Below are 25,606 nucleotides of genomic sequence, written 5' to 3'. Positions count from 1 at the left end.
TCGCGATGGAAGAGAAGCTGCGCTTCGCCATCCGTGAAGGCGGCCGCACCGTCGGCGCCGGCGTCGTCTCGAAAATCCTGAAGTAATCGGAGGAGGGCGGGGGACCGCCCCGCCCACCCAACCCGAGGGCAGACACATGCAAGGTCAGACCATTCGCATCCGGCTGAAGGCCTTCGATTACCGTGTGCTGGACGCCAGCACGCAGGAAATCGTCAATACGGCCAAACGGACCGGTGCTCAGGTACGCGGGCCCATCCCGCTGCCGAACAAGATCGAGAAGTTCACGGTTCTCCGTGGGCCTCACATCGACAAGAAGTCGCGCGATCAGTGGGAAATCCGTACCCACAAGCGTCTTCTCGACATCGTCGACCCGACTCCCCAGACCGTGGACGCGCTGATGAAGCTCGACCTCGCCGCGGGTGTCGACGTCGAGATCAAGGTTTAAGGGGGCATAGAGATGCGCTCTGGAGTCATCGCAAAGAAGCTGGGCATGACCCGGCTGTTCATGGAGGACGGTCGCCAGGTTCCGGTCACCGTTCTTCAACTCGACAACCTGCAGGTCGTGGCGCAGCGCACGGCCGAGAAGGATGGCTATACCGCCGTTCAGCTCGGTGCCGGCTCGGCCAAGGCCAAGCGGACCGCCGCTGCCATGCGCGGCCACTTCGCCAAGGCGAACGTGGCGCCGAAGCGCAAGGTGACGGAATTCCGCGTCTCCCCCGAGAACCTGATCGGGGTGGGCGAGGAGATCACCGCCGACCATTACTTCGCGGGTCAGTTCGTCGACGTGGCGGGCACCTCGATCGGTAAGGGGTTCGCGGGCGTCATGAAGCGCCACAACTTCGGCGGTCTGCGCGCCTCGCACGGCGTGTCGATCAGCCACCGTTCGCACGGCTCGACGGGTCAGTGCCAGGACCCCGGCAAGGTGTTCAAGGGCAAGAAGATGGCCGGTCACATGGGCGCTGCCCGCGTGACCACGCAGAACCTGCAGGTCGTCAAGACCGACGCCGACCGTGGCCTGATCATGGTCAAGGGCGCGGTGCCCGGTTCGAAAGGTGGCTGGGTCACCATCAAGGACGCGGTCAAGAAAGCCGTGCCCGAGAACGTGATCCTGCCCGCCGCGCTGAAGAGCCACGCCGAGGAAGCCAAGCGCGCCGCTGAAGAAGCTGCCGCCGCTGCCGCCGCCGAGGCCGAAGCCGAAGCGAAGCGCCTCGCCGAAGAGCACGCCGCCCAGGAAGCCGAAGCGCTGAAAGAGGCCGAAGCCTCGATCGACGCCGACAAGGCTGACGGCGGTGACGCGCCCGAAGGAGAGAAAGAATGAAACTCGATGTGATCAAGCTCGACGCCGGCAAGGCTGGCTCGATCGATCTCTCCGACGAGATCTTCGGGCTCGAGCCGCGCGCCGACATCCTGCACCGCGTGGTGCGCTGGCAGCGGGCGCGTGCCCAGGCCGGCACCCATTCGGTTCTGGGGCGCTCGGAGGTCAGCTATTCGACCAAGAAGATCTATCGCCAGAAGGGCACCGGCGGCGCACGCCACGGTTCCAAGAAGGCGCCGATCTTCCGTCATGGTGGCGTCTACAAGGGGCCGACGCCCCGCAGCCACGCCCACGACCTGACCAAGAAGTTCCGCGCCCTCGGCCTGAAGCATGCGCTTTCGGCCAAGGCGAAGGCGGGCGAGCTGGTGGTTCTGGACACGGCCGAGATGGCCGAAGCCAAGACCTCGCTGCTGGCCAAGGCCGCCAAGGAACTGGGCTGGAAGCGGGTTCTCGTGATCGACGGGGCCGAGGTGAACGACAACTTCGCCCGCGCCGCGCGCAACCTCGAAGGGGTGGACGTGCTGCCGTCGATCGGTGCCAACGTCTATGACATCCTCAAGCGTGACACGCTCGTGCTCACGAAGGCGGGTGTCGAAGCTCTGGAGGCTCGTCTGAAATGAGCGCGAAAGCCGAACATTACGACGTGATCCGCAAGCCCGTGATCACCGAAAAGGCGACCATGGCCTCGGAGGCCAACGCGGTTGTCTTCCAGGTGGCCCCGGACGCGACCAAGCCGCAGATCAAGGAAGCGGTCGAGGCGCTCTTCGGTGTCAAGGTGAAGGCGGTCAACACCACCATCACCAAGGGCAAGGTCAAGCGCTTCCGCGGCATGCTGGGCAAGCGCTCGGACGTCAAGAAAGCCTACGTCACCCTCGAAGAGGGAAATACCATCGACGTGAGCACGGGTCTCTGATAGAAGGCCCCGAATCTCGCGGCCCCGGGTTTTCCGGGGCCGCTTGATCTTTTGAGAGCCGGGCCATTTCGGGCCGGCATGTAGGGTGAAACTCCCACAACCAGATGGGGACCTTCGGGGCCCTGTGAAGCAAGACGGAAGACAGAAACCATGGCACTCAAGTCGTATAAACCGACGACGCCTGGCCAGCGCGGGCTGGTACTGATCGACCGTTCGGAGCTTTGGAAAGGCCGCCCGGTCAAGTCCCTCACCAAGGGTCTGACGAAGAACGGCGGCCGGAACAACACCGGACGTGTGACCACCTTCCACAAGGGCGGCGGCGCCAAGCGCCTGTACCGCATCGTGGACTTCAAGCGTCGCAAGATGGACGTCTCGGCCGAGGTCGAGCGCATCGAATACGACCCGAACCGCACCGCCTTCATCGCGCTCATCAAGTATGAGGACGGCGAGCAGGCCTACATCCTGGCGCCGCAGCGCCTCGCCGTGGGCGACAAGGTGGTCTCGGGCAGCAAGACCGACGTGAAACCGGGCAACGCGATGCCGTTCTCGGGCATGCCGATCGGCACGATCGTGCACAACGTCGAACTGAAGCCGGGCAAGGGTGGTCAGATCGCCCGCTCGGCCGGTACCTACGCCCAGTTCGTCGGCCGTGACGGTGGTTACGCGCAGATCCGCCTTTCGTCGGGTGAGCTTCGCATGGTCCGCCAGGAATGCATGGCGACGATCGGCGCGGTTTCGAACCCCGACCACTCGAACCAGAACCTTGGCAAGGCCGGGCGCAAGCGGCACATGGGCATCCGCCCGACCGTCCGCGGTGTTGCGATGAACCCGATCGATCACCCGCACGGTGGTGGTGAGGGCCGGACCTCGGGCGGCCGTACTCCGGTCACGCCGTGGGGCAAGGACACCAAGGGCAAGAAAACCCGCACCAACAAGGCGACGGACAAGTACATCGTCCGCTCGCGTCACGCTCGGAAGGGTCGCTAACTCATGTCGCGTTCTGTTTGGAAAGGCCCCTTCGTCGACGCTTACGTCCTCAAGAAGGCCGAGAAGTCCCGCGAGTCGGGCCGCAGCGAGGTCATCAAAATCTGGTCGCGCCGCTCCACCATCCTGCCCCAGTTCGTGGGGCTCACCTTCGGCGTCTACAACGGGCACAAGCACATCCCCGTGAACGTCTCCGAGGACATGATCGGTCAGAAGTTCGGTGAATACGCGCCGACCCGTACCTACTACGGTCATGCTGCCGACAAGAAAGCCAAGAGGAAATAAGCGTCATGGGTAAGGAAAAGAATCCGCGCCGCGTGGCCGAGAACGAGGCGATGGCGAAGACGCGCATGCTGCGCACCTCGCCGCAGAAGCTGAACCTCGTGGCTGGCATGATCCGCGGCAAGAAGGTTGAGAAGGCGCTTGCCGATCTGACCTTCTCGAAGAAGCGCATCGCCGTCGACGTGAAGAAGTGCCTTCAGTCGGCCATCGCCAACGCCGAGAACAACCATGGTCTCGACGTCGACGAGCTGGTCGTCGCCGAAGCCTGGGTCGGCAAGAACCTGATCATGAAGCGCGGTCGTCCGCGGGCGCGTGGCCGGTTCGGCAAGATCATCAAGCCGTTTTCCGAGCTGACCATCAAGGTTCGGCAAGTCGAGGAGCAAGCGTAATGGGTCAGAAGGTCAATCCGATCGGCATGCGCCTCCAGGTCAACCGCACCTGGGACAGCCGCTGGTACGCCGACAGCAAAGAGTACGGTGACCTGCTTCTCGAGGACCTGAAGATGCGCGAGTTCATCTTCAAGGAAGTCAAGCAGGCCGGCGTCAGCCGCGTGATCATCGAACGCCCGCACAAGAAGTGCCGCGTGACGATCCACACTGCGCGCCCGGGCGTGATCATCGGCAAGAAAGGCGCCGATATCGAGACTCTGCGCAAGAAGCTGGCGAACTTCACCGACAGCGAGCTGCACCTCAACATCGTCGAGGTCCGCAAGCCCGAGCTCGACGCCCAGCTGGTGGCGGAATCGATCGCCCAGCAGCTTGAGCGCCGGGTGTCGTTCCGCCGCGCGATGAAGCGCTCGGTCCAGAACGCGATGCGCATGGGTGCCCTGGGCATCCGCGTCAACGTCGCGGGCCGCCTGGGTGGTGCCGAGATCGCGCGGACCGAATGGTACCGCGAGGGTCGCGTGCCGCTGCACACGCTGCGTGCCGACATCGACTATGCGACGGCCGAAGGGGTCACCCCCTACGGGATCATCGGGATCAAGGTCTGGATCTTCAAAGGCGAGATCATGGAGCACGACCCGCAGGCCCGCGACCGCCGTCACCAGGAACTCCAGGAAAGCGGCGGGGCCTCGCGTCCGCAGCGCCGCGACCGCTAAGGAGAGAGTGAGATGCTGCAACCGAAACGGACGAAGTTCCGCAAACTGCACAAGGGCCGCATCCACGGCGAAGCCAAGGGCGGGTTCAACCTCGACTTCGGCTCGTTCGGCCTGAAAGCGGTCGAGCCCGAGCGCATCACCGCGCGTCAGATCGAAGCCGCACGCCGCGCCCTGACCCGTCACATGAAGCGTCAGGGCCGGGTCTGGATCCGGATCTTCCCGGATACCCCGGTGACGTCGAAGCCTACCGAAGTCCGTATGGGTAAAGGTAAGGGTTCGGTCGACTTCTGGGCCTGCAAGGTCAAGCCGGGCCGCGTGATGTTCGAGATCGACGGCGTCGGCGACGACACTGCCCGCGAGGCCCTGCGCCTCGCCGCGATGAAGCTGCCGATCAAGACCCGCGTGGTCGCGCGCGAAGACTGGTAATCCCGGTCTTCTGTCCGAAATTGGAAACCCCCGCTGGTCGCCCGGCGGGGGTTTTCGTTTGCCGCGACGCGGCAGGGGAGGGGGGCGCGCCCCTCGCCCGGGGCAGCTCAGGCCCGCTTCATCCTGGCGTCGAGGCTCCAGGCACCGGCGCCTGCGAAGACGAAGTAGAGGAAGATGAAGCAGTAGAGGATCGCCTCGCCGCCACCATTCAGCCCCGGCCAGAAGCTCTTGGCCATATGGAACGAGAAATAGGCGATCGCCATCTCGCCCGAGCAGATGAATGCCGTGATCCGGGTGAAGAGGCCGAGCAGCAGCAGGATGCCGCCCACGATCTCGATCCAGCCGGCGGCGACCAGAAGCGGCGGCAGATGCGGCATCATCGGCGCGGGGAAGTGCAGGATCTTCATCATCCCGTGCTCGAGGAACAGTAGCGCGGTCATGATCCGCAGGACGGACAGCATCTGCGGTCGCCAGGTATCCAGTTTCGACATCGTCGTCTCCCTTGGTGTCAATATACCCTACCTTTGTTGTCAGGTTCCACACCGGGAACCAGTCACAATTCGCGCACAGATCCTGTTGATCGCCGCAGACCGTCGTCGGACGCCTCCCGAAACCCTGCGGGATCAAGGAAAAAAGGGGGATTGTGGGGATACGGGGTTGCCAGAGCGTCCAAACACTTCTATTGGAGCGGCTTCTGCAAGACCTCCACCAGAATCGGGGTCACCCTCAAGGGGCCCTCTGGTGACGTTGAAAAAGGAAAATTGGCGATGAACGCCCAGGAACTGGCGAACAAGACGCCGGACCAGCTGCGCGACCAGCTGACCGCTCTGAAGAAAGAGGCCTTCAACCTGCGCTTCCAGCAGGCCACCGGCCAGCTTGAGAACACTGCCCGGATGCGGGTCGTGCGCCGCGACGTGGCGCGCGTCATGACCGTGCTCAACCAAAAAGCCGCTGAAGCGGCGGCGAAATAAGGAGCGCTGACCATGCCCAAACGCATCCTGCAAGGCACCGTGACCTCGGACAAGAACGACCAGACGATCACCGTCTCGGTCGAGCGCCGCTTTACGCACCCGGTTCTGAAGAAGACGATCCGGAAATCGAAGAAATACCGCGCCCATGACGCGGAGAACCAGTTCAAGACCGGCGACATCGTCCGCATCGAGGAATGTGCGCCCGTCTCGAAGACCAAGCGCTGGCGCGTGGTGACCGAGGCCTCGGCCTGATCGCCTGAGACAGACAGACTTAATCGAAACCCTGGGGCCCCGGCTGATCGCGGGACCCAAAGGTCGGGAGAAACCAAATGATCCAGATGCAGACCAATCTGGATGTCGCTGACAACTCCGGCGCTCGCCGGGTGCAGTGCATCAAGGTCCTCGGTGGCTCGCACCGCCGTTACGCATCCGTGGGCGACATCATCGTGGTGTCGGTCAAGGAAGCCATTCCGCGCGGTCGCGTGAAGAAGGGCGACGTCCGCAAGGCCGTCGTCGTGCGCACCGCCAAGGAAGTTCGCCGTGAAGACGGCACCGCCATCCGCTTCGACCGCAACGCCGCCGTCATCCTGAACAACCAGGGCGAACCGGTCGGCACCCGTATCTTCGGGCCGGTCGTGCGCGAACTGCGCGCCAAGAACTTCATGAAGATCATCTCGCTGGCGCCGGAGGTTCTGTGATGGCTGCTAAGCTGAAGAAAGGCGACAAGGTCGTCGTCCTTGCCGGCAAGGACAAGGGCAAGCAGGGCGAGATCACCTCGGTCCTGCCGAAGGAGAACAAGGCTGTCGTCGAAGGCGTGAACATGGCGATCCGCCACACCCGCCAGAGCCAGAACGCCCAGGGCGGTCGCGTGCCGAAGGCGATGCCGATCGACCTGTCGAACCTGGCGCTGCTCGACGCAAACGGCAAGGCCACCCGTGTCGGCTTCCGCATGGAAGACGACAAGAAGGTGCGCTACGCCAAGACCACCGGGGAGGCGATCTGATGCTTGACGCTGCAACCTATACCCCGCGCCTTCGCGCGCTGTACCGCGAGACCATCCGCGCGGCGATGAAGGAAGAGTTCTCGTACAAGAACGAGATGCAGATCCCCAAGCTCGACAAGATCGTGCTGAACATGGGTGTCGGCGAAGCCGTGAAGGACACCAAGAAGGTCAAGGGCGCTCAGGAAGAGCTGTCGCTGATCGCCGGCCAGAAGGCCGTGGTGACCAAGGCCAAGAAATCGATCGCGGGCTTCCGCGTTCGCGAGGAAATGCCGCTCGGCACCAAGGTCACGCTCCGCGGCGACCGGATGTATGAATTCCTCGACCGTCTGATCACGATCGCCCTGCCGCGCGTCCGCGACTTCCGCGGCGTGAAGGGCACCTCGTTCGACGGCCGTGGCAACTATGCCATGGGCCTGAAAGAGCACATCGTGTTCCCCGAGATCGAATTCGACAAGGTCGACGAGATCCTCGGCATGGACATCATCATCTGCACCACCGCGAAGACCGACGCGGAAGCGAAGGCGCTGTTGAAGCATTTCAACATGCCGTTCACCAGCTGACGCGGGAGGAAAAGAGATATGGCTAAGAAATCCATGGTTCAGCGCGAGCTCAAGCGCCAGAAACTGGTCAAACAGTACGCTGGCCGCCGCGCACGCCTGAAGGACATCGCGTCCAACACCGACCTGCCGATGGAAGAGCGTTTCAAGGCGCGCCTGAAGCTGGCCGAACTGCCCCGCAACTCGTCGCCCACCCGGCTGCACAACCGCTGCCAGCTGACGGGCCGTCCGCATGCGTACTACCGCAAGCTCAAACTCTCGCGGATCATGCTGCGTGACCTGGCCTCGTACGGCCAGATCCCGGGCATGGTGAAGTCGAGCTGGTAAGGAGAGCGCAATGTCTGTGAACGATCCTATCGGCGATATGCTGACCCGCATCCGCAACGCCCAGCTGCGTGGCAAGTCGACCGTGTCGACCCCGGCCTCGAAGCTGCGTGCCTGGGTTCTCGACGTGCTGGCGGACGAAGGCTACATCCGCGGCTACGAGAAGGCGGACACCGCCAACGGCCAGGGCGAGCTGATCATCTCGCTGAAGTATTTCGAGGGCACCCCGGTGATCCGCGAGCTTCAGCGCGTGTCGAAGCCCGGTCGCCGCGTCTATGCCGGCGCCAAAGAGGTTCCGGCGGTCCGCAACGGTCTGGGCGTGTCGATCATCTCGACGCCGAAGGGCGTTATGTCGGACGCCAACGCGCGCTCGGCGAACGTCGGCGGCGAAGTGCTCTGCACTGTGTTCTAAGGAGGTCCGCATGTCTCGTATTGGCAAGAAACCGGTCGAGCTGCCCAAGGGGGTGACTGCCTCCCTCAGCGGCCGGACCGTCGAAGTGAAGGGGCCCAAGGGCACCCGCACTTTCACCGCGACCGACGACGTGACCATCACGATCGACGAAGGTTCGGTGAAGGTCGACCCGCGCGGCACGTCGAAGCGCGCCCGTGCCCAGTGGGGCATGAGCCGCTCGATGATCGCCAACCTGGTCGAGGGCGTCACCACGGGCTTCAAGAAAGAGCTCGAGATCAACGGCGTCGGCTACCGTGCGCAGGCTCAGGGCTCGAACCTGAAGCTGTCGCTCGGCTACTCGCACGAGGTCAACTTCGAGGTTCCGCAGGGCATCACCGTCACGACGCCCAAGCAGACCGAGATCGTTGTGGAAGGTATCGACCAGCAGCTTGTTGGCCAGGTCGCGGCGAACATCCGCGAATGGCGTGGGCCGGAGCCGTACAAAGGCAAAGGCATCAAGTACAAGGACGAATACATCTTCCGCAAGGAAGGCAAACGGTAAGGAACGCGATCATGGCGAACACCAAACGACAGCTGTTCCAGAAGCGCCGTCTGCGCATGCGGAACAAACTGAAGGCGCTGGCCAACGGCCGCGCGCGCCTTTCGGTGCACCGCTCGTCGAAGAACATCAGCGTCCAGCTGATCGACGACGTCAACGGCCGCACGCTGGCCGCTGCCTCGACGCTCGAGAAGGATCTCGGCGTGGTCGGCAAGAACAACGTGGAAGCGGCGACCAAGGTCGGTCAGGCGATTGCCGAGCGGGCCAAGAAAGCCGGTGTGGAAGAGTGCTACTTCGACCGTGGCGGCTTCCTGTTCCACGGCAAGGTGAAGGCTCTGGCCGACGCCGCCCGTGAGGGTGGCCTCAAGTTCTGAGCTTTGGTGGAGGGCGTCCGCGCCCTCCCGATGATCCGGGAGTGCGCCCGTGCCGGGCGCCTCACCTGGATTGGACTAGGAAAGGCGCACCGCGCCACCATTGAAGGGATGCCGCATGGCAGAACGTGACAACCGCCGGGACCGCCGCGACCGCGACGAAACCCCGGAATTCGCCGATCGTCTGGTTGCGATCAACCGTGTTTCGAAGACCGTGAAGGGCGGTAAGCGCTTCGGCTTCGCGGCGCTCGTGGTGGTCGGTGACCAGCGCGGCCGCGTCGGCTTTGGCAAGGGCAAGGCCAAGGAAGTGCCGGAAGCGATCCGCAAGGCGACCGAGCAGGCAAAACGCTCGATGATCCGCGTGCCGCTGCGCGAAGGCCGCACCCTGCACCACGACATCGAGGGCCGCCATGGGGCTGGCCGCGTCGTGATGCGGACGGCCGTTCCCGGTACCGGGATCATCGCCGGTGGTCCGATGCGCGCCGTGTTCGAGATGCTGGGCCTGCAGGACGTCGTGGCGAAATCGCTCGGCTCGCAGAACCCCTACAACATGATCCGTGCCACGATCGACGGCCTGACCAAGGAGGCCTCGCCCCGCATGGTCGCCCAGCGTCGCGGCAAGAAGGTCGGCGACATCCTCAAAAAGGATGAAGCTCCCGTCGAAGCTTCGGCCGAGGCCGAAACGGCAGACGCGTAAGGAGAGCGGAGAATGGCAACGATCGTCGTCAAGCAGGTGGGTTCGCCCATCCGCCGCCCCGCCATCCAGCGCGAGACGCTGAAGGGCCTGGGTCTGAACAAGATGCACCGTACCCGCGAGCTGGAAGACACCCCGGCGGTGCGCGGCATGGTCGCGAAGATCCCGCACCTCGTCGAGATCATCGAAGAGCGCGGCTGAGGAGGGGAGCAAATTCCTTCTGAAGGAATTTGCAAAACTCTTCGCAAGAGTTTTGGGCGCCCCGGTCGAAAGGCCGGGGCGTTTCCACATCCGCGGTGCCTCTTGGCGGGGCAGGGGGTTTCGTCCGGGGGCGCATCGGGTATCTTCGGGGTCCGACCGCAGCCCAGACCCGGACCCACCCGTTGACCCAGCTCGACCTGTCCACCCTTGCGCGTGAGTTCATCACGCTTCTCGTCGTGATCGACCCGATCGGCACCCTGCCGGTGTTCTACTTCGCCGCGCGTCACGTGCCCGAGGCTCTGCATTGGCGGCTGGCGCTGCGGGCCGTGCTGGTCGCGGCAATCGTGCTCTTCCTCTTCCTGGTCGGCGGGCAGCTGTTCCTCGAGGCGGTGGGTCTTCGCCTCGGGTCGTTCCAGATCGCGGGCGGGATGATCCTCTTTCTCTTCGCGCTGTCGATGATCTTCGGCGACGCCAAGCCCTCGCGCGAGATCACCGAGGCCGAGCGCGATCATCTCTCGGGGGCCGTCTTTCCGCTGGCGATGCCGTCGATCGCCTCACCCGGCGCGATGCTGGCGGTGGTGATCCTGACCGACAATCACCGCAACACGATCGCCGATCAGGCGGTCACGGCGGGGCTTCTGCTGGCGGTTCTGGCGGTGACGCTGGCGATTCTGCTGGCGGCGCGGCCGCTGAAGCGGGTGATCGGCAACACCGGCGCCAGCGTCGTCAGCCGGGTGATGGGGATCGTCCTAGCGACGGTGGCGGTCGATTCGGTGCTTAGCGGGCTCGACACGCTCGGGCTGCTCGCGCTTGGGCCCGGGGCGCCCTGATCGCGTCAGGTCGCACCGGTAATCCTTGCGTTCCGCGGGCACTGCGTCTATACGCCCCCGATCGGCGCCAAGGTGCCGACTCGAAACCAACGCAAGCCGTGGTCGGCCGCTCCCGTCGCTGGGGCCGCATCCGGCAAGGAGAAGCGACATGAAACTTCACGAACTTCGCGACAACGACGGCGCGGCGACCCGCAAGAAGCGCGTGGCGCGCGGCCCGGGCTCGGGCAAGGGCAAGACCGCCGGCCGCGGTATCAAGGGTCAGAAATCGCGCTCGGGCGTGGCCATCAACGGCTACGAGGGCGGCCAGATGCCGATCTACCGCCGGCTGCCGAAGCGCGGCTTCACCAAGCCGTTCCGCAAGAACTACGCCGTTGTGAACCTGGGCCTGATCCAGAAGTTCATCGACGCCGGCAAGCTCAGCACCGCCGAGCCGATCACCGAGGACGCGATCGTGGCCGCCGGCCTGACCTCGCGCAAACTTGACGGCATCCGCGTGCTGGCGAAGGGCGAAATCACCGCTAAGGTCGACATCACGGTCTCGGGCGCGTCGAAGTCGGCGATCGAGGCCATCGAGAAGGCCGGGGGCAAGGTGACCCTTCCGGCCGCGGCGCCGACTGAGGCTTCGGCTGAATAAGAGGTTGTGAGCGGGCGCGATCCCGCTTACATCACCCTCAGGATTTCCTGCGCCGCCGACCGGAAACCCGGGCTGGCGGCGCACCCATGAAAGAGACCGTGCATGGCATCTGCTGCAGAGCAAATGGCGGCGAACCTCAGCTGGGGCGCCATCGGCAAGGCCACTGACCTTCGCCAACGCATCTTCTTCACGATCGGGCTGCTGATCATCTTCCGGCTGGGCACCTATATTCCGGTGCCGGGCATCGACGGCGCCGCCCTGCGGGACTTCATGGAGAAGGCGAGCACCGGCATCGGCGGCATCCTGGGGATGTTCACCGGGGGCGCGCTGACGCGGATGGGTGTGTTTGCCCTCGGCATCATGCCCTACATCACCGCATCCATCATCGTGCAGCTTCTGGTCACCATGGTTCCGGCCTGGACCAACCTCAAGAAAGAGGGGCAGCAGGGCCAGAAGAAGATCAACCAGTACACCCGCTACGGCACGGTGGCGCTGGCGACCTTCCAGGCCTGGGGCATCGCGAAAAGCCTCGAGCTGGGCCATCTGGCGCACAACCCGGGCTATTTCTTCCAGATTTCCGTGGTGATCACGCTGGTCGGCGGCACCATGTTCCTGATGTGGCTGGGTGAGCAGATCACCGCGCGCGGCATCGGCAACGGCATCTCGCTGATCATCTTCGTGGGCATCATCGCCAACATCCCGGCCGCGCTGGCACAGTTCTTCAGCCAGGGCCGCGAGGGCGTGATCTCGCCCGCCGTGATTATCGGTGTGCTGGTGATGGTCGTCGTGACGATCGCCTTCGTGGTGTTCATGGAACGCGCGCTGCGCAAGATCCATATCCAGTACCCGCGGCGCCAGGTGGGCATGAAGATCTACGATGGCGGTTCGTCGCACCTGCCGGTGAAGGTGAACCCCGCCGGCGTTATCCCGGCGATCTTCGCCTCGTCGCTCCTGCTGCTGCCGACCACGATCTCGACCTTCTCGGGAAGCCAGAGCGGCCCGATCATGTCGACGCTGCTGGCCTACTTCGGGCCGGGTCAGCCGCTCTACCTTGCGTTCTTCACCGCGATGATCGTGTTCTTCACGTATTTCTACACCCACAACGTCGCCTTCAAGGTGGATGACGTGGCCGACAACCTGAAGAGCCAGAACGGCTTCGTTCCCGGCATCCGCCCCGGCCGCAAGACAGAGGAATACCTTGAATACGTGGTGAACCGCGTGCTCGTCCTCGGTTCGGCCTATCTCGCCTTCGTCTGCCTTCTGCCCGAGATCCTGCGGACCGAGCTTTCGATTCCGTTCTACTTCGGCGGCACCTCGGTGCTGATCGTCGTGTCGGTCTCGATGGACACGGTCAGCCAGATCCAGTCGCACCTGCTGGCGCACCAGTACGAGGGGCTCCTGGAAAAATCGCAGCTGCGCGGCAAGAAGCGCGGCTCGGCGAACAAGCGCAAGGCACCGGCCCGTCGATGACCAATCTGATTCTTCTCGGACCGCCGGGTGCCGGCAAGGGCACCCAGGCGAAGCGTCTGGTCGACGAACGCGGCATGGTGCAGCTGTCGACCGGCGACATGCTGCGCGAGGCGATGGCCAGCGGGTCGGAACTGGGTCAGCGCGTCAAGGACGTGATGGCGCGGGGGGAGCTTGTCTCGGACGACATCGTGATCGGGCTGATCGCCGAGAAGCTGGAAGCGGCGGCCGGCAACGGCTTCATCTTCGACGGCTTCCCGCGGACGCTGGCGCAGGCCGACGCGCTTGCCGATGCGCTTGAGGCGGCGGGAACCGGTCTCGACGCGGTGATCGAGATGCGGGTCGACGACGCCGCGCTGGCGCGGCGGGTGACCGGGCGCTACACCTGCGGCAATTGCGGCGCGGTGTACCATGACGAGACGCGGCCGACCAAGGTGGCGGGCGTCTGCGACGCCTGTGGCTCGACCGACCTGCGCCGTCGCCCCGACGATACCGAAGAGGCGCTGCGCAACCGGCTGATGGAATATTACAAGAAGACCTCGCCGCTGGTCGGGTACTACTATGCCAAGGGCCAGCTTTCGGTGGTCGACGGCCTGGCCGAGATCGACGCGGTGTCCGACGCGATCGCCGCGGTCCTCGACAAAGACTGACAGACAGGTCCGGCCCCCGGGGCAGGGGCTTCGGCCTTGCCGTCCGGGGTGGTCAGATGCCATCCGTGGGCGGTGTTGGTTCCCACCTCCGGTGCGGCAAGTTGGACCGACCTGCAACCCGAAACTGCGGGGCCCTTGACGTTAGGGTGAAAACCCCTTAGGTCACGGCGTCTCGCAGGAGAATCATCTTGACATCAAGGTGACGGAACTGGCCCGCGCGTGACGCGGGCCTCGATCGTGAAAAAAGGTTCTGGGACTACGGAACCGCGTCGAAAGGAAAGAAATTGGCTCGAATCGCTGGCGTCAACATCCCGACGGGAAAGCGCGTTCCCATCGCGCTCACCTACATCCACGGCATCGGCCAACACACGGCCGAGGAAATTTGCAAGGCGGTCAACATCGACCTGACCCGTCGCGTCAATGAACTGTCGGACGCCGAAGTGCTGGCGATCCGCGAGCACATCGACGGCAACATCTCCGTGGAAGGCGATCTTCGCCGGGAAGTCGCGACCAACATCAAGCGTCTGATGGACCTCGGCTGCTACCGCGGCCTGCGCCATCGCCGCAACCTGCCCGTGCGCGGTCAGCGCACCCACACCAACGCTCGTACCCGCAAAGGCCCCGCGAAGGCCATTGCCGGCAAGAAGAAGTAAGGGAGGGCAGCAGTTATGGCACGCGATAAGGTGCGCATGAAGCGCAAGGAACGCAAGAACATCGCCGCTGGCGTGGCGCATGTGAACTCGTCCTTCAACAACACCAAGATCCTGATCTCGGACGTGCAGGGCAACGCGATCTCGTGGTCGTCGGCCGGCACGATGGGCTTCAAGGGCTCGCGCAAGTCGACGCCCTACGCCGCCCAGATGGCTGCCGAGGATGCCGGCCGCAAGGCGCAGGAACATGGCGTGAAGACGCTGGAAGTCGAAGTGCAGGGCCCGGGTGGCGGTCGCGAATCGGCGCTGCGCGCGCTGGCCGCGGTCGGCCTGACCATCACCTCGATCCGCGACGTGACGCCGCTTGCGCACAACGGCTGCCGTCCGCCGAAGCGCCGCCGCGTCTGACCTAATGGTTTTCGCCTGGGCCGTGCCATGCCGCACGGCCCGGGTTCGTCATTTATGACCCTCGGGCGTCCGCCGCTACGGACATGGGCAGCGGACAGGAATGGAGGCGATACGCATGATCCACAAGAACTGGCAGGAACTGATCAAACCGACGCAGCTCGAGGTTCGGCCGGGTGCCGACGCGGGCCGTCAGGCGACGGTCGTTGCCGAGCCGCTGGAGCGGGGCTTCGGCCTGACGCTGGGCAACGCCCTGCGCCGGGTTCTACTGTCGTCGCTTCAGGGCGCCGCGATCACCAGCGTGCAGATCGACAACGTGCTGCATGAATTCTCGTCCGTCACCGGCGTGCGCGAGGATGTGACCGATATCGTGCTGAACCTCAAGGGCGTCGCGCTGCGCATGGACGTCGAGGGGCCGAAGCGCCTGTCGATCTCGGCCAAGGGCCCGGGTGTCGTCACCGCCGGCGACATCGCCGAAACCGCGGGGATCGAGGTCCTGAACAAGGATCACGTGATCTGCCACCTCGATGACGGCGCCGACCTGTTCATGGAGCTGACGGTCTCGACCGGCAAGGGCTACGTGGCGGCCGACAAGAACCGCCCCGAGGATGCGCCGATCGGGCTGATTCCGATCGACGCGATCTATTCGCCGGTCAAGAAGGTCTCGTACGAGGTCACGCCCACCCGTGAGGGCCAGGTGCTGGACTACGACAAGCTGACGCTGAAGGTGGAAACCGACGGCTCGCTGACGCCTGATGACGCGGTGGCCTTCGCCGCACGCATCCTTCAGGACCAGCTGTCGATCTTCGTGAACTTCGACGAGCCGGAATCGGCCTCGCGCGGTTCGGAAGACGAGGGGCTGGAGTTCAACCCGCTGCTGCTCAAGAAAGTCGACGAGCTGGAGCTGTCGGTGCGTTCGGCGAACTGCCTGAAGAACGACAACATCGTCTACATCGGCGATCTGATCCAGAAGACCGAGGCCGAGATGCTGCGCACGCCGAACTTCGGCCGCAAGTCGCTCAACGAGATCAAGGAAGTGCTCTCGGGCATGGGCCTGCACCTCGGGATGGATGTCGAGGACTGGCCGCCGGAGAACATCGAGGATCTGGCCAAGCGTTTCGAAGACCAGTTCTGAGAGACGCCACGGCAAGGATAGACGGCGGGCCCCCACGGGGCCGCCGTTTTCGTTTGCGGCGTCCGTGCCGCGCCGCGTCGTGCGCGTCGCTTCTACTCGCCGGGATCCGCCGACGAGGCGCGAACCACCCGAGGAGGCCGCCCGCCAACGGATTATTAACCCTGCCGCGCCTAGGGTGGCCCCGAGGAACAGGGGTCTTGAGAAATGATCGTCAGCGACCGATGGATCTGGCTGCATGTGCCGAAATGCGCGGGGACCGCGACCGAGAAGATCCTGCATGCCGCCTTCGAGGACGACCCGGAGGTCGTCTTCGATGCTGTGGCGCCCGGCCTGCCGGTGATCTGGCACGACGGTCTGGCCGATCGCGCCGCCCGGGTCGAGGGATTCGCGCCCCGTGGCCGGGCCGTGGTCGCCAACATCCGGCGCCTGCCGCTCTGGCTGCTCAGCCGGGTGCATTTCGAAGTGCAGCGTTACGGCCCCGAGGCGATCGTGCGTCGCGAGGTGCTGGTCTCCGGTCGGTTCCGTCCGGTGCCCCTGGGCGTGCCGAAACCCCTGCGCCGCGCCGATGACGAGCTGGCGCGTTACCTGCCCGGCGTGACCCATTGGCTGCGGACGGAACACCTGGCCGAGGATATTCCGGCGGCCTTCGGCATTACGGTGCCCCGGCGCCGCGCCCGGGATCGGGTCAACGCCACGACGCTGGAATACATCAAGGATCCGGGTTTCTGGTTCACCGCGGCGGAGCTGCGCGCCCTCTATGCCGCCAACCCGCTCTGGGCCGAACTCGAGGCGCGGGTCTACGGCGATCATCTGACCGTGCCGGAGGACTCGGCGCCCCGCAAACACGGGGTTTACAAAAGCGATGCCTCCGTGTAGGGAGCGGCGTTCCCGAAACGGGGAACGGGCCATGAGGGCCCCAAGGAGCGCGCCCCGCACGCATGGGGTGCCGGACAAAGCAAAACGCTAGGAGAAACACGATGCGTCACGCCCGCGGTTACCGCCGCCTGAACCGTACCCACGAACACCGCAAGGCGCTGTTCGCCAATATGGCCGGCTCGCTGATCGAGCATGAGCAGATCAAGACCACGCTGCCCAAGGCCAAGGAACTGCGCCCGATCGTCGAGAAGCTGATCACGCTCGCCAAGCGCGGCGATCTGCACGCCCGCCGTCAGGCCGCCTCGCAGCTCAAGCAGGATGCCGTCGTTGCCAAGCTTTTCGACGTGCTGGGCCCGCGCTACAAGGACCGTCAGGGTGGCTACATCCGCGTCCTGAAGGCCGGCTTCCGCTATGGCGACATGGCGCCGATGGCGATCATCGAATTCGTCGAGCGTGACACCGCCGCGAAAGGCGCCGCCGACAAGGCCCGCGTCGAAGCGATGGAAGACGCCGAGGATTGAGCCTCGCTGGGCGCCACTGCGCCTGCAGGATTTTCAGGGGCCCGCCGGTACTCGGCGGGCCCTTTTGCATTTCGGTACAGGTGGCGGTGGGGCCGGCGACCATAGAGCTGCGGGGCGCCCTGCGTGCCAAAGGCGCGCCGGAAGGTCGGTCGCGAACGTGCCGAGGCGGCGGCGCTGGTCTGCCTGCCTGAGGCGTGTGCCCTGTTCAGGAAGGTGCGGGGGGCTCGATTCTCCCCGGGTACGGTGAGACCGGAGGCGGCCCCCGCGGTGGTGCCTGCCAGTGGCTCCGCGGCTTTGGTGCGCGCGGCGGGAAATCGAAATCGACGACGTGTTGCAGCGGCGAAGCGCCTCGCTCAACGACGTCCCGATCGCCGAAAGCGGGACAAGCTCCACGGGCCGGGCGGCGCGGCGCCCGCGCGACATCCTGGGCCGAGAGGGCCGGGAGCACCGCCCGCCCCGGTCGCCGGAAAGGGGTTCATCCGGGCGCCGCGGGGTGGCAAGCTTGGCGCGACCAGACCGGAGCCGCCATGACTGCCCTCGCGCCCCTTCGTACCCTGTTTGCCGCGCCGGTGGTTGCGCTGTGCCTGGCGCTGGCCTCGGCATCGCCCGTGGCGGCAGAAGCGCAGGTACCGCAGAACCGGGCGCAGGTCACCCTGTCCTTCGTGCCGGTGGTGAAGGAGGCCGCGCCGGCCGTGGTCAACATCTTCGCCAAGCAGGTGGTGCAGCAGCAAAGCCCCTTCGCCGGGGATCCGTTCTTTTCCGAGCTGTTCCGTGAACTCGGTCCGGGGCGGCCGCGGGTACAGAACTCGCTCGGCTCTGGCGTGATCCTGTCGTCTGACGGGTTGGTGGTGTCGAATTATCATGTCGTCGGGCAGGCGACGCAGATCCGGGTCGCGCTGAACGACCGGCGGGAATTCGCGGCGCATGTGGTGCTTGCCGACAAGCGGCTGGATCTGGCGGTGCTCAAGCTCGAGGGCGCGCAGGGCCTGCCGTCGCTTGCGCTGCGCAATTCCGACACGGTCGAGGTGGGGGAACTGGTACTGGCGATCGGCAACCCGTTCGGCATCGGGCAGACCGTGTCGAACGGGATCATCTCGGGGCTGGCGCGGTCGGGGCTGTCGTTCGGCGGGCGGGGGTATTTCATCCAGACAGATGCGGCGATCAACCCGGGCAATTCCGGTGGCGCGCTGGTGGGCATGGGCGGCCGCCTGGTCGGCATCAACTCGTCGATCCTGACGCGGTCGGGCGGGTCGAACGGCATCGGCTTCGCGATCCCGTCGAACCTTGTCGCGCAATTCCTTGCACAGGCAAAGGCGGGCGCGCGCCGCTTTCAGCGCCCCTGGACCGGGGCCAAGGCGCAAAGCGTCGATGCAAGCCTGGCCGAGAGCCTGGGCCTCGACCGGCCCGAGGGGGTGCTGCTGTCGGCCTTCGCCGCCGGCAGCCCGCTGGCCGAGGCGGGGCTTGGGCGGGGCGATGTCGTGCTGTCGATCGACGGCTTCGCGGTGAACAGCCCACAGGAGATGCAATACCGGCTGATGACGCTGGGCGTGGGCGCGCGGGCGCAGGTCAGCTACCTGCACCGGGGAACGAGGCGCAGCGCCAGCCTCGCGCTCAAGGCGCCGCCCGAGGTACCGCAGCGCGAGGCGATGACGATCACCTCGGCGGGCAACGTCTTCGCGGGCCTCTCGCTGTCGCGCATCAACCCCGCGGTGATCGAAGAGATGGGCCTGCCCGAGAATGCCCATGGCGTGGTCGTGACGCGCCTTGCGGGTTATGCGTTGCACACGGGGATGAAGGTGGGCGACGTGATCCTTGCGATCAATGGGCAGGACATCCAGCGCCCGGCCGAGGTGGCGCAAGCAGGGTTCGCGCGCACCCCCTACTGGGATCTCAGGATCTATCGCGGCGGCCGGGTGCTGCCGCTTGAGTTCAGTTACTGACCGCCACTGACCGCGCTGTCGCCGCGGGGCCTCGGCGTGGTTTCCGCGGTCTCCTTCCGCAGCCGGGGCAGCTCCAGCTCCGCCGCGACGCCGTCCTTCCGCCCGGGGGCGGGCGAGAGCAGGCGCAGGGCGCCACCGCTCTGCGCGACGATGGCCTGCACGATGGCAAGCCCGAGGCCCGAGCCCTCGGCCCCGCTGCCGCCCCGCGCGAAGCGGCGCGTCAGCTCTGCCTGGGCCCCCGGCGGAAGCGCAGGGCCGCCGTTGACGATGCGGATCGCCGCGCCGGTGTCGCCCGACCCGGGCAGTACCTCGATCGTCACTGGTTCGTCGGCCGGTCCGTGGACCAGCGCGTTTTCCAGCAGGTTGCGCAGCGCGATGGCGAAGGCGTCGGCATCCATCGGGGCGCTCAGGCCGCCATCGGTGGGGCGATAGTCGATCCGACGGAGGGCGCCGGGGTGGGTGGCGTCCTGATGCGCGGCGGCATCGCGCAGCACGATGTCGAGCACGGGACCAAGGTCTACCGGGGCTTCGGCGGTGCCGATGCCCGCGTCGGCACGCGACAGCTGCAGAAGCTTGTCGGACAGCCGCGAGAGACGTTTCAGCGTTGCCTCGATGTCGCGGGCGCGGGTCTGGACGGCGGGGTCCGGGCTGGCCGCGATCAGCCGCTGGGTCTGGGCCAGCGCGCCGGCGATCGGCGTCCGCAGCTCATGCGCGCTGTTGGCCGAAAAGGCGCGCTCGGCATCGAGCGCGTGGCGCAGGCGGTCCATCAGCCGGCCCACGGCATCGGCGATCGGGCGCAACTCCCGCGGCTGGCCGGTCTGGTCGAGAGGGGCAAGGTTGCGCCCGTCGCGGGCCGCGATATCGGCGCGCAGGCGTTCGATGGGGCGCATCGCGCCGCGCACGGCCAGCCAGATCAGCACGATGTTCAGCGCGACCAGCGGTAGGAGAGGCAGCATCATCGCCCGCACGCTGCGATACAGCGCAAGGTGCCGGTCGCGCATCGATTCGACCACGGTGATGGTCAGCCGCGACGCCGGATCGGTGCGCCGGAACAGCCGGTATCCGTTCGCGGTCGAGAACCCGGGCGGCTGGTCCGAGAGGAACGGCAGGTCGGGGGAGTTGCGCTCGCGCAGCAGGACCCTGCCGCCGGGGGCCGTCAGCTCATAGCCGATGTGCACGCCGCCGCTGTCCATCATCCTGTCGATGTCGCGCACGTCGTCGGATTCGTGCCCGACCGCGTCATCGGCGGCCAGCGGCAGGATGCGGAGCGCGGTCTGGCGCAGCACCTGGTCGAAGGCGGCGTTCAGCCCGCGGTAGGAGGCAAAGCTGGCATAGCCGACGCCAAGGCACCACATCACCACGGTGCCGAGGGTCAGCCACAGGATCAGCCGCCGGGTGATGGATCCGGCGCGGGGACGGGCGGCGGCGGGGGCGGGGGCGGACAGGGGCGGGGCCATAGCGTTCAGACCTCGAGCCGGTAGCCGGCGCCGCGCAGGGTGACGATCGCGGCATGGCCAAGCTTCTTGCGCAGGCGGCTGATGTAGACTTCGACCGCGTTCGATTCGATCTCGGCCCCGAAGGCGTAGAGCGAATCCTCGATCTCGGCCTTCGCCACGACGCCCCCGGGATGGCGCAGCAGCCGTTCGAGGACGGCCCATTCGCGGGCGGTGAGGTCGACACGGGCATCGTCGCGGCTGACGATCCGGCGGGCGAGGTCGATCTCGGCCCCGGCGACCCGGATCAGCGGGCTGGGATTGCCGCGATAGCGCCGCTGCACCGAGGCGATCCGCGCGCCCAGCTCGTCAAGGTCGAAGGGCTTGACGATGTAATCGTCGGCGCCGCTGTTGAGGCCTTCGATCCGGCGGGCGATCTGGTCGACGGCGGTGACGATGATCACCGGCAGGGTACCGCCCCTGCGGCGCAGGCGGCGCAGCAGGTCGAGGCCGCTGCCATCGGGCAGCCCGAGGTCGAGCACCGCCATCTCGTAGGCCACGGTGTCGAGCGCGGCCTCGGCATCGGCCAAAGTCGGGCACAGGTCGACCCCGTGGCCGAGCGCGGCGATATGTTCGCGCACAGCCTGCCCGAGGGCCGGGTCGTCCTCGACCAGAAGTATCCTCATCCTCTCCTCCCCCCGGGGGCTCCACCTCCCCGCCTGCCTGTCGTCTGCCGGCTTCCGGGCCGGGGCCGGTGTGCCGGGCCGGTTGGCCGCTCGCATTCCGTTCACGACGGGCTGACCACCGGTGCCCCGGCCGTTCAGCCTGGCGTCAGGCAGGGCGGCTATCACCGGACCAACCTGCAACGACAAGAGGATATGGCCCGGCCATGACCAACGCGAAAGATCTTTCTCCCCTCACTTCCCCCTTCGTCTCTCTTCTCGGCACGGTCGCGATCGGCCTGTTCGTTGGCCTCGGCCCGGTGCCGGCACTGGCCGCGACCTACCGTGACGGCAATTATACTGGCGGGACATACAGCGCCTATTACGGCCAGGTCCAGGTGCGCGCCGTCGTCAACAAGGGCCAGCTCGTCAAGGTCGACATCCTCCGCTACCCCAGCGACCGCTACACCAGCCGCCGCATCGCCGAGCGGTCGCTGCCGGTGCTGGAGCGCGAGGCGATCGCGGCTCAGGGCTCGCACGTCAGCTTCGTCTCGGGGGCGTCGCTGACCAGCCGCGCCTTCACCGAATCGCTGCACAGCGCCCTCGTGCAGGCGCTGTGACGCGATGCCCCGGCAAAGCCGCCAGATCATGGGCATGCCCGTGACCTTGGACATCGTCGACGCGGCCGGAGAGGCGCCTTTCGAGGCGGTCTTCGGCCTGCTCGAGGCGATCGACCGGCGCTTCAGCCCGTTCAAGGCGGAGAGCGAGCTGTGCCGCCTCGACCGTGGCGACCTGGCCGAACCCGCGCTGTCGGGCGAGATGCGCGAGGTGCTCGCGCTGGCCGAGGATACCGGGCGGCGCAGCAACGGCTATTTCCGCATCCGCCGCCCCGATGGCGGGCTCGACCCGTCGGGCGTGGTCAAGGGCTGGGCGATCAAGCGGGCGGCCGACCTGCTGCGCGCGCGCGGTCACCGGCACTTCTGCGTCGAGGTGGCCGGCGACATGGAGGTGTCGGGCCTCGGCCCTGACCGCCAGCCATGGCGGGTGGGGCTACGCAACCCGTTCGACGCGGGGCAGATCGTGAAGGTGCTCGCGCTCAGCGACCGGGGCATCGCCACCTCGGGCACCGCGACGCAGGGCCAGCACATCTACGACCCGCACCGCCCGGGCCACGCGATCACGCGAATCGTCAGCCTGACCGTGATCGGCCCCGACGTGCTCGAGGCCGACCGCTTCGCCACCGCCGCCTTCGCCATGGAAGAGGACGGCATCGACTTCATCGAGGAAACCCCCGGGCTTGAGGGCTACGCGATCGGCGCCGACCGTGTCGCGACCCTGACCTCGGGCTTCAGGGCCTACGTGACACAATGACCAGAGCGATCGACCATTTCCTGAACCGCACCACGATGTACCGCCTTGTCCTCTACTACCTGCTGGCGCTGGCGGGGGCCGCGCTGGTGGGCGGTTTCTGGCATCTCAGCCCGGTGGACCCGGCGCAGCTGGCACTTTCGGCGTTGATCGTCTGGGCCAGCTGCATGGCGGTGAACGCAGGCTTCGCGCGGCTTCTGAGAGTGCCTGTGAACGCGGAATCGGTGCATATCACGGCGCTGATCCTCGTGCTGCTGATGCCGCCGGTGGCCGCGGCGAACCACATGGGTATCGCCGGGCTCATCGTTGCCTCGGCCGCGGCGATCGGGTCGAAGTTCCTGATCGCGGTGCGGCGCAAGCACATCTTCAACCCCGTCGCGGCAGGGGCAGTGGCGGCCTATCTGTTCGGCCAGCCCGCGACGTGGTGGGTGGATGGCAGTCCGCTTCTGTTGGCGGTGGTGCTCGCGGGGGGCTTTCTTGTCGTGCGCAAGGTGCAGCGGTTCGACATGGTGGCGGTGTACCTGTTGGCGAACCTCGCGGTGACGCTTTCGACCGCGGCGCTGTCGATGCCGCTGTCTATGCTGGGGCAGACACTGCAGTTCTCGGTGCTCTACTCGCCGCTGTTTTTCGCCGGCTTCGCCATGCTGACCGAGCCGCTGACAGCGCCGCATGCCCGGGGGGCGCGGCTGATCTACGGGGCGATCGTCGGCGCGCTCTCGTCGCCGGGGGTTCATGTCGGCGGGTTCTACCCGACGCCGGAGATGGCCTTCCTCGCGGGCAACCTCGTGGCGTTCCTGATGAGCCCCAAGGGCCGGTTCCTGCTGCGGCTGGAGCGGGTGGAGCGCACGGCCGAGGCCGCCTACGATTACGTCTTTACCCCGGACCGGCCGCTGCGGTTCCGCCCGGGCCAGTATCTGGACTGGACGCTCGAGGTGCCCAACCCCGACAACCGGGGCAACCGGCGCACCTTCACCATCGCCTCCGCCCCGACCGAGAGCGAGGTGCGGCTGGGGGTGAAGTTCTACCCCGGTCCCAGCAGCTACAAGCAGGCGCTGGCCCGGATGCGGCCGGGCGACGTGATCCACGGCACCCAGATCGCCGGCGGCTTCACCCTGCCCGAACGCGGGGGCGAGAAGATCGCGCTGATCGCCGGCGGCATCGGGGTGACGCCGTTCCGCAGCATGGTGCGGCATCTGATGGATACCGGCGACCGGCGTTCCGTCGTGCTGCTCTACGGCAATACGCGGGCCAGCGAGATCGCATATTCCGACCTGTTCGAGGCCGCGCGGGAAAGGATCGGGCTGCGCACGATCTATGCTCTTGCCGACCCGGAGCCCGAGGCCGCGCCCGATCATGTCGGCTTCATCGACCGGGCGCTGATCGAGCGCGAGGTACCCGATTTCCACGAGCGGATCTTCTACGTCTCGGGGCCGCATGCGATGGTGCGGCAGTTCCAGCGCGTGCTTGCCGAGCTTGGGGTGGCGCGCAGCAGGATCCGGACCGACCATTTCCCCGGATTCGCCTGAGGCGGGGGCCTCGCCTTCCGCCGCGGGGCGGTCTATTTTCGCTCCATGAGCGATCTTTTCGACCAGGTTCCCCCCGCGCCGAAGCCGGGCGCCGCGCAAGACGCGCCGCCGGAGGCACCGCGTCCGCTTGCCGATCGGCTGCGGCCGCGGGCGCTGTCCGAGGTGATCGGGCAGGAACACGTGCTGTCGCCCGAGGGGCCGCTTGGCGCGATGCTGACCGCGGGGTCGCTGTCGTCGCTGATCCTCTGGGGGCCGCCCGGGGTGGGCAAGACCACGATCGCGCGGCTGCTGGCGGACGAGACGGAGCTCTCCTTCGTCCAGATCAGCGCGATCTTCACCGGGGTGCCGGAACTGCGCAAGGTGTTCGAGGCCGCAAAACTGCGCCGCCAGCAGGGCCGGGGAACATTGCTTTTCGTCGACGAGATCCACCGGTTCAACAAGGCGCAGCAGGACAGCTTTCTGCCGCATATGGAGGACGGCACGATCCTGTTGGTCGGGGCGACCACCGAGAACCCCAGCTTCGAGCTGAACGCGGCGCTGCTGTCGCGTTCCCAGGTGATCGTGCTGGAGCGGCTGACGCTGGCTCATCTTGAGCGGATGGCGCAGCGGGCCGAAAAGGAGCTGGGCCGCGCCCTGCCGCTGACCGCCCCTGCGCGCGAGGCGATGCTGGAGATGGCCGACGGCGATGGCCGTGCGCTTCTGAACCTGATCGAGCAGGTCTCGGCCTGGAAGGTGGAAAAGCCGCTCGACCCGCAGGCGCTGGCGCAGCGTCTGATGCGGCGGGCGGCGAAGTATGACAAGTCGGGCGACGAGCATTACAACCTGATCTCGGCGCTGCACAAATCCATTCGCGGATCGGACCCGGACGCCGCGCTCTACTGGTATGCGCGCATGCTCGAGGGGGGCGAGGATCCGCGCTACCTTGCCCGCCGCCTGACGCGGATGGCGGTAGAGGACATCGGGCTGGCCGATCCACAGGCGCAGACCCATTGCCTCCACGCCTGGGAAACGTATGAACGGCTGGGAAGCCCCGAGGGGGAGCTGGCGCTGGCGCAGGCCGTGATCTACCTCGCGCTGGCACCGAAATCGAACGCGGGCTACGTGGCCTACAAGGCCGCGCGGGCCGAGGCGCGCCGCACCGGAAGCCAGATGCCGCCCAAGCATATCCTGAACGCGCCCACCTCGATGATGCAGGATCAGGGCTACGGCGCGGGTTATGCCTACGACCACGACGCCGAGGATGGCTTTTCCGGGCAGGATTACTTTCCCGAGGGCATGCGCCGGCCCGTGTTTTACGCCCCGCCCGAAAGGGGCTATGAACGCGAACTGAAGAAGCGAGTCGAGTATTTCGCCAAGCTTCGGACAAGGCGGCAGGGCGGGTGAACGCCCGCTGCGGGACGCCCCCTGGGGCAGGCGGCC

Annotated in this window: 38 protein-coding genes; 35 read left to right on the top strand and 3 right to left on the bottom strand. The window is 66.3% G+C overall.

Annotated elements, in window-relative coordinates:
* The 10 genes from CVV76_RS25700 to rplP form a co-directional block, all read left to right on the top strand.
* The coding region (locus tag CVV76_RS25700; protein ID WP_146010331.1) for an EF-Tu C-terminal domain-related protein at positions 1-86 on the top strand (86 nt) is incomplete at its 5' end.
* Positions 87-136: 50 nt separating this feature from the next.
* Positions 137-445: a 30S ribosomal protein S10 gene (gene rpsJ, locus CVV76_RS19525; RefSeq protein ID WP_023666234.1), complete on the top strand. Its 309-nt coding sequence runs from the start codon at positions 137-139 to the stop codon at positions 443-445.
* A 12-nt stretch (positions 446-457) separates the two neighbouring features.
* Complete coding sequence (rplC, locus tag CVV76_RS19520; RefSeq protein ID WP_102226373.1) at positions 458-1,318, top strand: 50S ribosomal protein L3; 861 nt, start codon at positions 458-460, stop codon at positions 1,316-1,318.
* Positions 1,315-1,935, top strand: coding sequence for a 50S ribosomal protein L4 (gene rplD, locus CVV76_RS19515; RefSeq protein WP_102226372.1), 621 nt, complete (start codon positions 1,315-1,317; stop codon positions 1,933-1,935). Before rplC ends, rplD begins: the two co-directional genes overlap by 4 nt.
* Positions 1,932-2,228, top strand: coding sequence for a 50S ribosomal protein L23 (locus CVV76_RS19510; protein ID WP_102226371.1), 297 nt, complete (start codon positions 1,932-1,934; stop codon positions 2,226-2,228). Before rplD ends, CVV76_RS19510 begins: the two co-directional genes overlap by 4 nt.
* Positions 2,229-2,378: 150 nt before the next feature.
* On the top strand, positions 2,379-3,215 hold the full coding sequence (gene rplB, locus CVV76_RS19505; protein ID WP_102226370.1) for a 50S ribosomal protein L2: 837 nt from the start codon (positions 2,379-2,381) through the stop codon (positions 3,213-3,215).
* A gap of 3 nt (positions 3,216-3,218) precedes the next feature.
* Entirely contained in the window at positions 3,219-3,497 is a 279-nt protein-coding gene (gene rpsS, locus CVV76_RS19500; protein ID WP_102226369.1) for a 30S ribosomal protein S19, read from the top strand.
* Positions 3,498-3,502: 5 nt separating this feature from the next.
* Positions 3,503-3,883: a 50S ribosomal protein L22 gene (gene rplV / locus CVV76_RS19495; RefSeq protein WP_102226368.1), complete on the top strand. Its 381-nt coding sequence runs from the start codon at positions 3,503-3,505 to the stop codon at positions 3,881-3,883.
* Positions 3,883-4,593: a 30S ribosomal protein S3 gene (rpsC, locus tag CVV76_RS19490; protein WP_102226367.1), complete on the top strand. Its 711-nt coding sequence runs from the start codon at positions 3,883-3,885 to the stop codon at positions 4,591-4,593. The genes rplV and rpsC overlap by 1 nt, the downstream gene beginning before the upstream one ends.
* Positions 4,594-4,605: 12 nt before the next feature.
* Complete coding sequence (gene rplP / locus CVV76_RS19485) at positions 4,606-5,019, top strand: 50S ribosomal protein L16 (RefSeq protein ID WP_102226366.1); 414 nt, start codon at positions 4,606-4,608, stop codon at positions 5,017-5,019.
* 107 nt (positions 5,020-5,126) lie between these two features.
* On the opposite strand, the gene CVV76_RS19480 is transcribed toward rplP, so the two are convergent.
* The gene (locus CVV76_RS19480; RefSeq protein WP_102226365.1) at positions 5,127-5,510 is read right to left on the bottom strand and encodes a DoxX family protein; all 384 of its coding nucleotides are present in this window, start codon (positions 5,508-5,510) and stop codon (positions 5,127-5,129) included.
* A gap of 276 nt (positions 5,511-5,786) precedes the next feature.
* On the opposite strand from CVV76_RS19480, the gene rpmC reads away from it, so the two are divergent.
* The 21 genes from rpmC to CVV76_RS19375 all read left to right on the top strand — a co-directional run bounded on the left by rpmC (position 5,787) and on the right by CVV76_RS19375 (position 19,198).
* Positions 5,787-5,990, top strand: a complete 204-nt coding sequence (rpmC, locus tag CVV76_RS19475) for a 50S ribosomal protein L29 (RefSeq protein ID WP_102226364.1) — start codon at positions 5,787-5,789, stop codon at positions 5,988-5,990.
* A gap of 12 nt (positions 5,991-6,002) precedes the next feature.
* On the top strand, positions 6,003-6,242 hold the full coding sequence (gene rpsQ, locus CVV76_RS19470; RefSeq protein WP_102226363.1) for a 30S ribosomal protein S17: 240 nt from the start codon (positions 6,003-6,005) through the stop codon (positions 6,240-6,242).
* A gap of 77 nt (positions 6,243-6,319) precedes the next feature.
* Positions 6,320-6,688 carry a 50S ribosomal protein L14 gene (rplN, locus tag CVV76_RS19465; RefSeq protein WP_022705624.1) on the top strand — a complete coding sequence of 123 codons (369 nt, stop codon included), beginning with the start codon at positions 6,320-6,322 and terminating at the stop codon, positions 6,686-6,688.
* Complete coding sequence (rplX, locus tag CVV76_RS19460; protein WP_102226362.1) at positions 6,688-6,993, top strand: 50S ribosomal protein L24; 306 nt, start codon at positions 6,688-6,690, stop codon at positions 6,991-6,993. The genes rplN and rplX overlap by 1 nt, the downstream gene beginning before the upstream one ends.
* Positions 6,993-7,553, top strand: coding sequence for a 50S ribosomal protein L5 (rplE, locus tag CVV76_RS19455; RefSeq protein ID WP_102226361.1), 561 nt, complete (start codon positions 6,993-6,995; stop codon positions 7,551-7,553). Before rplX ends, rplE begins: the two co-directional genes overlap by 1 nt.
* A gap of 18 nt (positions 7,554-7,571) precedes the next feature.
* Positions 7,572-7,877, top strand: a complete 306-nt coding sequence (rpsN, locus tag CVV76_RS19450; RefSeq protein ID WP_102226360.1) for a 30S ribosomal protein S14 — start codon at positions 7,572-7,574, stop codon at positions 7,875-7,877.
* Between the two features lie 10 nt (positions 7,878-7,887).
* Entirely contained in the window at positions 7,888-8,286 is a 399-nt protein-coding gene (rpsH, locus tag CVV76_RS19445; protein ID WP_102226359.1) for a 30S ribosomal protein S8, read from the top strand.
* Positions 8,287-8,296: 10 nt separating this feature from the next.
* Positions 8,297-8,827 carry a 50S ribosomal protein L6 gene (gene rplF, locus CVV76_RS19440; RefSeq protein WP_102226358.1) on the top strand — a complete coding sequence of 177 codons (531 nt, stop codon included), beginning with the start codon at positions 8,297-8,299 and terminating at the stop codon, positions 8,825-8,827.
* An 11-nt stretch (positions 8,828-8,838) separates the two neighbouring features.
* Positions 8,839-9,198, top strand: a complete 360-nt coding sequence (rplR, locus tag CVV76_RS19435) for a 50S ribosomal protein L18 (protein ID WP_102226357.1) — start codon at positions 8,839-8,841, stop codon at positions 9,196-9,198.
* Positions 9,199-9,313: 115 nt separating this feature from the next.
* Positions 9,314-9,892 carry a 30S ribosomal protein S5 gene (rpsE, locus tag CVV76_RS19430; RefSeq protein WP_102226356.1) on the top strand — a complete coding sequence of 193 codons (579 nt, stop codon included), beginning with the start codon at positions 9,314-9,316 and terminating at the stop codon, positions 9,890-9,892.
* 12 nt (positions 9,893-9,904) lie between these two features.
* Complete coding sequence (rpmD, locus tag CVV76_RS19425; protein ID WP_102226355.1) at positions 9,905-10,090, top strand: 50S ribosomal protein L30; 186 nt, start codon at positions 9,905-9,907, stop codon at positions 10,088-10,090.
* 182 nt (positions 10,091-10,272) lie between these two features.
* Positions 10,273-10,920, top strand: coding sequence for a MarC family protein (locus CVV76_RS19420; RefSeq protein WP_102226354.1), 648 nt, complete (start codon positions 10,273-10,275; stop codon positions 10,918-10,920).
* 148 nt (positions 10,921-11,068) lie between these two features.
* Positions 11,069-11,554, top strand: coding sequence for a 50S ribosomal protein L15 (gene rplO / locus CVV76_RS19415; protein WP_102226353.1), 486 nt, complete (start codon positions 11,069-11,071; stop codon positions 11,552-11,554).
* 102 nt (positions 11,555-11,656) lie between these two features.
* Positions 11,657-13,024, top strand: coding sequence for a preprotein translocase subunit SecY (gene secY / locus CVV76_RS19410; RefSeq protein WP_102226352.1), 1,368 nt, complete (start codon positions 11,657-11,659; stop codon positions 13,022-13,024).
* Positions 13,021-13,671 carry an adenylate kinase gene (locus tag CVV76_RS19405; RefSeq protein WP_102226351.1) on the top strand — a complete coding sequence of 217 codons (651 nt, stop codon included), beginning with the start codon at positions 13,021-13,023 and terminating at the stop codon, positions 13,669-13,671. The genes secY and CVV76_RS19405 overlap by 4 nt, the downstream gene beginning before the upstream one ends.
* A 284-nt stretch (positions 13,672-13,955) precedes the next feature.
* Positions 13,956-14,324: a 30S ribosomal protein S13 gene (rpsM, locus tag CVV76_RS19400; RefSeq protein WP_102226350.1), complete on the top strand. Its 369-nt coding sequence runs from the start codon at positions 13,956-13,958 to the stop codon at positions 14,322-14,324.
* A 15-nt stretch (positions 14,325-14,339) separates the two neighbouring features.
* Positions 14,340-14,729, top strand: a complete 390-nt coding sequence (gene rpsK / locus CVV76_RS19395; protein ID WP_102226349.1) for a 30S ribosomal protein S11 — start codon at positions 14,340-14,342, stop codon at positions 14,727-14,729.
* Between the two features lie 115 nt (positions 14,730-14,844).
* Positions 14,845-15,861, top strand: coding sequence for a DNA-directed RNA polymerase subunit alpha (locus tag CVV76_RS19390; protein ID WP_102226376.1), 1,017 nt, complete (start codon positions 14,845-14,847; stop codon positions 15,859-15,861).
* Positions 15,862-16,065: 204 nt separating this feature from the next.
* A complete protein-coding gene (locus tag CVV76_RS19385; RefSeq protein ID WP_102226348.1) occupies positions 16,066-16,737 on the top strand; it encodes a hypothetical protein in 672 nt (223 codons plus the stop codon).
* Between the two features lie 101 nt (positions 16,738-16,838).
* Entirely contained in the window at positions 16,839-17,258 is a 420-nt protein-coding gene (rplQ, locus tag CVV76_RS19380) for a 50S ribosomal protein L17 (RefSeq protein WP_102226347.1), read from the top strand.
* A 527-nt stretch (positions 17,259-17,785) separates the two neighbouring features.
* A complete protein-coding gene (locus CVV76_RS19375) occupies positions 17,786-19,198 on the top strand; it encodes a trypsin-like peptidase domain-containing protein (RefSeq protein ID WP_102226346.1) in 1,413 nt (470 codons plus the stop codon).
* On the opposite strand, the gene CVV76_RS19370 is transcribed toward CVV76_RS19375, so the two are convergent.
* Together CVV76_RS19370 and CVV76_RS19365 are read right to left on the bottom strand one after the other, a co-directional pair.
* Complete coding sequence (locus CVV76_RS19370; RefSeq protein ID WP_102226345.1) at positions 19,192-20,655, bottom strand: sensor histidine kinase; 1,464 nt, start codon at positions 20,653-20,655, stop codon at positions 19,192-19,194. The genes CVV76_RS19375 and CVV76_RS19370 overlap by 7 nt on opposite strands.
* A 5-nt stretch (positions 20,656-20,660) precedes the next feature.
* Positions 20,661-21,317, bottom strand: coding sequence for a response regulator (locus CVV76_RS19365; protein WP_102226344.1), 657 nt, complete (start codon positions 21,315-21,317; stop codon positions 20,661-20,663).
* 203 nt (positions 21,318-21,520) lie between these two features.
* Here CVV76_RS19365 and CVV76_RS19360 point away from each other — a divergent pair, with 203 nt between their 5' ends.
* The 4 genes from CVV76_RS19360 to CVV76_RS19345 are packed head-to-tail and all read left to right on the top strand — an operon-like array spanning position 21,521 to position 25,570.
* On the top strand, positions 21,521-21,913 hold the full coding sequence (locus CVV76_RS19360; protein WP_102226343.1) for an FMN-binding protein: 393 nt from the start codon (positions 21,521-21,523) through the stop codon (positions 21,911-21,913).
* 34 nt (positions 21,914-21,947) lie between these two features.
* Positions 21,948-22,664 (top strand): FAD:protein FMN transferase, encoded by a 717-nt coding sequence (locus tag CVV76_RS19355; RefSeq protein ID WP_199178656.1) that lies wholly within the window; start codon positions 21,948-21,950, stop codon positions 22,662-22,664.
* A complete protein-coding gene (locus tag CVV76_RS19350) occupies positions 22,661-24,187 on the top strand; it encodes an RnfABCDGE type electron transport complex subunit D (RefSeq protein ID WP_102226341.1) in 1,527 nt (508 codons plus the stop codon). The genes CVV76_RS19355 and CVV76_RS19350 overlap by 4 nt, the downstream gene beginning before the upstream one ends.
* A gap of 45 nt (positions 24,188-24,232) precedes the next feature.
* Positions 24,233-25,570 carry a replication-associated recombination protein A gene (locus CVV76_RS19345; protein WP_102226340.1) on the top strand — a complete coding sequence of 446 codons (1,338 nt, stop codon included), beginning with the start codon at positions 24,233-24,235 and terminating at the stop codon, positions 25,568-25,570.
* The last annotated feature ends 36 nt before the right edge of the window (positions 25,571-25,606 follow it).

It is taken from the genome of Acidimangrovimonas sediminis (genome assembly GCF_002871005.1).
Lineage (GTDB): Bacteria > Pseudomonadota > Alphaproteobacteria > Rhodobacterales > Rhodobacteraceae > Acidimangrovimonas > Acidimangrovimonas sediminis.
The sequence above is the reverse complement of the archived record's forward strand: the minus strand, read 5'-3'. Positions and strand labels throughout refer to the sequence as shown.